Consider the following 6,092-nt stretch of genomic DNA (forward strand, 5'->3'; position numbering starts at 1 on the left):
CGTTGCATTCGGGGCTTTCGGTGGAACAGGTCGATAAAATCGTCAAGGAGCGTGGGGAACTGCCCTTGCAGGATGTCTTACGGTGCCGGGTGCGCTATTTCAGTGACGGCGTGGTGATCGGCAGCAAGACCTTTGTGAACGAAGTCTTCCGGTTACACCGCGACAACTTTGGTCCGAAGCGGAAAGACGGAGCGCGCCCGATGCATTTTGCGGCCTGGGGCGGGCTGTGCGCCGCGCGCGACCTCCGTCTCACGCCGATTGCCGCTTCCGGCGGGTGATTTCACGCCCGCCGTTTCATCCGAAATCCTTTCTACGAGCAGGACATCGGCCGGAGGTCTGCACACGATTCGTGTCTTGTGAGGCTTGTGAAGGCCGAAATCGGTCCCTTTGGCGCCTCCAGCCTCTTTTTTGATACCCGCCGTCCGCAAACACTCCCGTTGAGCCGTCGTGGTAGTTCATGTTTGGGGCTACATAGACAAATTTGGCCAGCCAATCCCGCGCACGTTTGATTGCTGGAGTGTCCCTTATAACCGCCGTCGTTGTATCACGATGTGTGTGCCCGCTGGAAGGGAACTGGATTTGGCTATCTCCTGCTGCTGCTGGCCGTTTGTTGGATTCCGGCGATGCTCAAGATGCAGGGTGGCCTTGCCCATTTCATCGATCACGAGGCACCCAGGATGATCGCCCAGATTCCCGTGATCACCGTTGTGAACGGGGAAGCGTCCATCGAGGGGGAGCAACCGTATACGATCCGGGATCCGAAGACCGGTCAGGCGATCATCGTGATAGACACCACGGGTTCAATGACATCCTTGAAGGACACAGACGCCATCGGGCTGGTCACGAAGACGGAAGCCATCTTCAAGAAAAACGCGATTGAGACCCGGACGTTCACGTTCAAGGAGATCAAGAAATTCACCTTGGATCGAGACATGATCACGGACTGGCTGGCCAAGGCAAAGAGATTCGTGACACCCGTGGCGTACCCGTTTATCCTTCTGGGTTCATTCGTCTTCCGCGTCATGCAGATCCTGATCTATGCCGTCCTCGGTCTGATTCTGGCTGCCTGCTGCAAGACCCGCAGGACGTATCCCGAGTTGATCCGCCTCTCGGTGATCTCGGTGACGCCCGGTATGATTATCAAGACCGTTCTTGGCATCGCCCAGATCAGCATTCCCGTTCCGGGGCTGCTGTATTTTCTGGCGACCATGGGCTACCTCCTGTTTGGCATCCAGTCGGCTGCGGCGGGCGAACGCGCATCCACGTCCGCCATTCCGCCAGCGTTGTGATGTTCAAAGACCCGCCGCAAGCCGCGTTGCGGACTGTCGAGTTTCGCAATCTAAGGATAGAATTGCGACCCCGATACCGACACCGATGGTTCCATCTCCATCATTAGAATTGCTGGGGATGGACAGGCATCGTTGAAAAACGGTATGATGTGGACAGATACAAAACAGGAGTGGCGGAAATGTCTAGTCACAAGCAGCGCATCCCCGTGAAACTCGTCGGCGAAACGGGCGTACGATACGGCAACGAACCGTTGAGCTTTGGCGTCCCGTTTGCGGAGGGAACGTTTCCGGCCGATGCACGTTTGCGCGCGGTGCGGGCCGACGGCAAGGAACTTCCGCTCCAGACGGCCCAGATGACGACGTGGAAGAAGGATCTGAAGGACGTCAAGTGGCTGCTCGCCGATCTGCAGGCCGACCCCGCCGTCGATGGCGAAACGGTGTTTCTGGAGTCCAATCCATCTGATCGTGCCGATCAGAAAAACAACGCTTCCGCCATCACCGTGAGCAGCAGTAACGGCATTCTGACTGTTGACACGGGTGTTCTGCGGCTCAAGATGCGGATGGATTACGAGCGCTGGCGCCTGCGCGAGAACACCTCGCCCTTCGCGGGGTGTCAGATCAAGACGGCGGACGGGTGGCGTGATGTGTGGCAGGGCACGGGTCTGCTGCTCTACATGAAGGATCAGCACGGCAATCTGTATACCTCGGAGGGAATTTGTCCTGCGCCACGGATTGTCGTCGAGGAGCAGGGATCGCTGCGGGTCTGCCTGTGGGTCACCGGGCACCTCTATTCCGCTCAGGGGCTGCGCTTTTGTCCGTACACGTTGCGCATCCACCTCTATGCGGGCAAAGCCGACCTGCGGATCTTCCACACGTTCGTCTTTGACCAGGACCCGACCCGCATCCAGTTGAAGGCCATCGGTCTGAAGGTGTTCGCAAAGACCGGCGACGGAGCCGTGGCGGCGGTCGGCGGGGAAGAGTCAACCGCACACTTCACTCGCAACCTGACCCCTGACGTGAATGGCTATGCCACCCTGGGCGCCATCGGGTGCGATCAGGTTCGTGAACGCCCCAATCCGGCCAACACCACGCCCGGCCAGCTATCGATTCTGCAGACGGACGACAGGCACTATGCCGCCCGGTTGAACGATCAGCCCTTTGGCACCGGAGGCCGGGCGATGGGCTGGGCCAGCCTCAGCGGTCCCGACGCCAGCCTGGTGGCCGGCATCCGCGATTTCTGGCAGGAGTATCCGAAGGGATTTGCCGTGTCGTCCGCCGGCATCGACATCCGCATCTGGCCGGAGGACGCGCCCCAGCCGCTGAGTTTCCTGTCGCCATTCGATGAGCCGCCGATCGATTTTCGCGGCACGCGCGATGAGGACGAGATCAAGCGCCTTCTGGCCGAAAATCCGACCGCGCCGCTGTCGCTGCGGCAGTTCCGCACCGACGACGTCACGTGGATCGAAGATGTGATGGCCCGCCTCGCGCCGGGTCGGAAGATGAGTTATAACGATTTTCTCGGGCCGTTCACAGGCATTGGGACGGCCAAGACCACCGAGATCGTGCTGCGTTTCAGCGCGGGCCCGATCGCCAACGCCGATGCCGCCGCGTTCGGCGCCGCGGTGCAGGAACCCCTGGTTGGGATCGTGGACCCCGGGTACCTCTGTGGCACCGACGTGTTCGGCCGGTTCCTGCCCGCCGGTCACCCGCAATTTGAGGAGATGGACCGGGAACTGACCGCGTTTCACGAGCGCATTCATGTCCGCCCGATCCAGCGCGCGCGACGGTACGGCATGTTCATGTACGGCCACATGATCAACGCGCATTCGCCTTCGACGCCGGACGCCGTGCATAACCTCTACATCAACAGCGACGAGCCGGAGAAGGCGCTGCGTTACATCGGCCCCTTCGGGAACGAAGCCTCCGATAGTGTGCAGTGGGTCTGGTGCCAGTTTCTGCGCAGTGGCCGTCGCTCTGACCTCCGCTGGGCCCAGCTCGCCTCGCGCGCCACGGCGGACACCAGTTTCGTGCATGCATTTCCGGGCCACGAAGAAAACGTCGGATGTATTCACTATCACGGGCCGCACGTCTGGCACAACGCCCTCAACCGGTCGCACTCGAATGTCGGCGGAATCGCGATGGACTACTACGTGACCGGCAACCGCCGGCTGCGCGATATCGTCATCGAGGCCGCAGACGGCCTCGCCGATAACAAGCTGGAGCCCTGCGGGATCATCACCTGCTTCGCGACCATCTCGCGCGAGTTCGTCATTCCGGTCGCGATCCTGATGGAGGCGTATCAGATCACCTGGCACGAGAAGTATGGCACGCCGGCCCAGCGATCGCTCAACTGGTTCCTGCGTACCGTCCGGACGCCGGGCTTCATGCCCGGGCATGTGTTCACGCGCGGTCCGCGCGGCGACCAGGCGGAGGTCGAGGGCGAGACGTTCAGCCCCACCTGTAACGATGACCAGATGCTGATGCCCGCCCTGCGTCTCTTTCCGTCCAAGGCGCTGACCGACTTCATTCTGGCCCAGGCAGCGTATGGCCGTCGGGCGCACATCGCTTATGATCTCACGGGCGATCCGGAGATCCCGGCCGCCGTGCTTCAAGGTATACGGGACTATGTGGGCGCCTTCCGCAACGGCAGGAATCCCGGCCTCTACCACCAGTCTGCATGCGATCACGTGCCGCGTGGCATGAAGATCGTTGCGCTAGCCGCGGAGAAAAATCCTGCTTTTTGGGACTGGGCTGCAAAGTGGGCGGACGAGCAGAAGGCGAATCCGAAACCACGTCCCCCGATGCCCCCTCAAGTAAAGGGCCGGATCAGCCTCGGCGCGCTGAGCACGGAGCCGTTGGCATGACGATCAGGGAAGGCGTCTGGCGAGCGTCGCCCGGAAGACGCCGCCGATGCTGCGCACCCATTTACTGATGTTGGCAAGCGCCGTTTTTTTTGATATGGTGCCGCTGTTGGTGCCCGCCGGTTTCCACGGGCGATCAGCCAAGACACGGTTCGTCATCAGGAATCTGGGTTTCCGTAGGAGAGAGCGCGAAGTTACCTATGCTTTTTTTGCGAAAGAAATTGGTTATCAGAACACGTGACGCGCATTGCATCTCACGCAAGAACATCGATCCGGATGCCCTGCGCGTGCTCTACCGGCTCGCGGACGCGGGCCAGACCGCCTATCTGGTCGGCGGTTCGGTGCGCGATCTGCTGCTGGGACGGACGCCCAAGGATTTCGATATCAGCACCGACGCCCATCCGAACGCCATCCGCAAGCTGTTCCGCAATTGTTTCCTGATCGGCCGCCGCTTCCGGCTGGCCCACATCGTGTTTGGCCGGAAAGTGATCGAAACCAGCACCTTCCGGCGACAACCGAAGGCCAGCGAGGGCGAGGCCGCCAACCTCTATCAGCACGAGGACAACACCTTCGGCACACCGGAAGAGGATGCGTTGCGCCGCGATTTCACGGTCAATGGGCTGTTCTACGACATCAAGACCTTCTCGGTGATCGACTATGTCGGCGGTCTGAAGGATCTCGAGGCCAAAACCCTCCGCTGCATTGGCGATCCGAATGTCCGCTTTCGCGAGGACCCCGTTCGCATGATGCGCGCCGTCCGTTTCGCGGCCCGCCTCGGCTTTGGCATCGATTGGTCCAGCCGCCGCGCCATCCGCCGCCATCATGCGGAGATCACGCACGCTTCGGTTCCCCGCTTGCTGGAGGAGGTGATGCGCCTGTTCACCTTCCGGACCGCCGAGCCGGCCTTCCACCTGCTCTGGAAGTACGAGTTGTTGGGCGACATCATTCCCGAGCTGGAGGCCTTCATCAATCACAGCGGGCGCGAGCAATCGCCCGTCTGGGCCGCTTTGCGGGCGCTGGACGCCGACCCGGCCGCCGACGACGCATCGGGCGGGCTACGCCTGGCCGTGCTATACTATCCGGTATTTAAGAAGGCGCTCGCCGACGAACTCCGTCATGCGGCCGGCAAGCGGGTCAACCGGCTTCATGTCGCGCGCACGGCCTTCGAGCCGCTCGTCCGGCGGTTGCACATCCCCAAGGCGATCTTCTACACCGCGACCAATCTCTTCGACATGCTCCCTTGCTTTGACGAGCTGCTCAAGCACCCCGCCCGCCGGGATCGATTCGTCCGAAGCAACCTGTTTCCGGAGGCGCTCGCCTTGTGGCGCGTGGTCTGCCGTGCCGAGACTGTCGTTCCCTCTGGCCTTTCCGACTGGGAGGCCGCAACCGCCCAGACGTCGCCTCACCGCGGGCCCGAAGCGGAAGAGAGCGACGAGAGTGATGAGGCATGGCGCGCAGCAGCAGGGGACGCGCCCCGCGACGCGCCCAGGGCCGGATTCCACGGCGGCCGCCGTCGGCGCCGCCCCCGCAACGAGCACGGCCACCGCGAGAGACACCCGTCCGGAGGCGGCGGCCAGACGGGCGAAACGGGGTCCGGGCGTCGAGCCCAAGGGTGTGATCAGATTTGAGCCTCACGCCTTCCACCAATCGCAATCGCACCGTCGTCATTCTCGCACTTGACTTTCAGCATTATTATGAAATAAGCTAACCCCGAATCTGGAAGGGGAGAAGGGGAGAGCCTCTCTTTCCATCCCGGGGCGCGGGCGGCGCCTGTGTGTGTATAAACGGAAGGAAGGGGTTCAATGAAGAAACTTCGGCACTTCACGAGAATCTGTGGGTGTACTCGGGCGGCATAGGCAGGTCGCCGAGCGCGTGAAACAAGGCGATTCTGCGGATTTCCGGGTTGCGGAAGCCCCTCGCCAAATTGGATACGAGTCCCGCG

The 6,092-nt window shown here is 61.7% G+C and carries 3 protein-coding genes; all 3 read left to right on the top strand.

The features are described from left to right. Positions 1–623 precede the first annotated feature (623 nt). The 3 genes from FJ222_11595 (at position 624) to pcnB (ending at position 5,778) form a co-directional block, all read left to right on the top strand. Positions 624–1,289, top strand: coding sequence for a DUF1189 domain-containing protein (locus tag FJ222_11595; protein MBM4165066.1), 666 nt, complete (start codon positions 624–626; stop codon positions 1,287–1,289). A 179-nt stretch (positions 1,290–1,468) separates the two neighbouring features. Then, on the top strand, positions 1,469–4,153 hold the full coding sequence (locus FJ222_11600) for a hypothetical protein (protein ID MBM4165067.1): 2,685 nt from the start codon (positions 1,469–1,471) through the stop codon (positions 4,151–4,153). Between the two features lie 197 nt (positions 4,154–4,350). Continuing rightward, positions 4,351–5,778, top strand: coding sequence for a polynucleotide adenylyltransferase PcnB (gene pcnB, locus FJ222_11605; GenBank protein MBM4165068.1), 1,428 nt, complete (start codon positions 4,351–4,353; stop codon positions 5,776–5,778). The last annotated feature ends 314 nt before the right edge of the window (positions 5,779–6,092 follow it).

Source organism: Lentisphaerota bacterium (genome assembly GCA_016873675.1).
Classification (GTDB): Bacteria; Verrucomicrobiota; Kiritimatiellia; order RFP12; family JAAYNR01; genus VGWG01.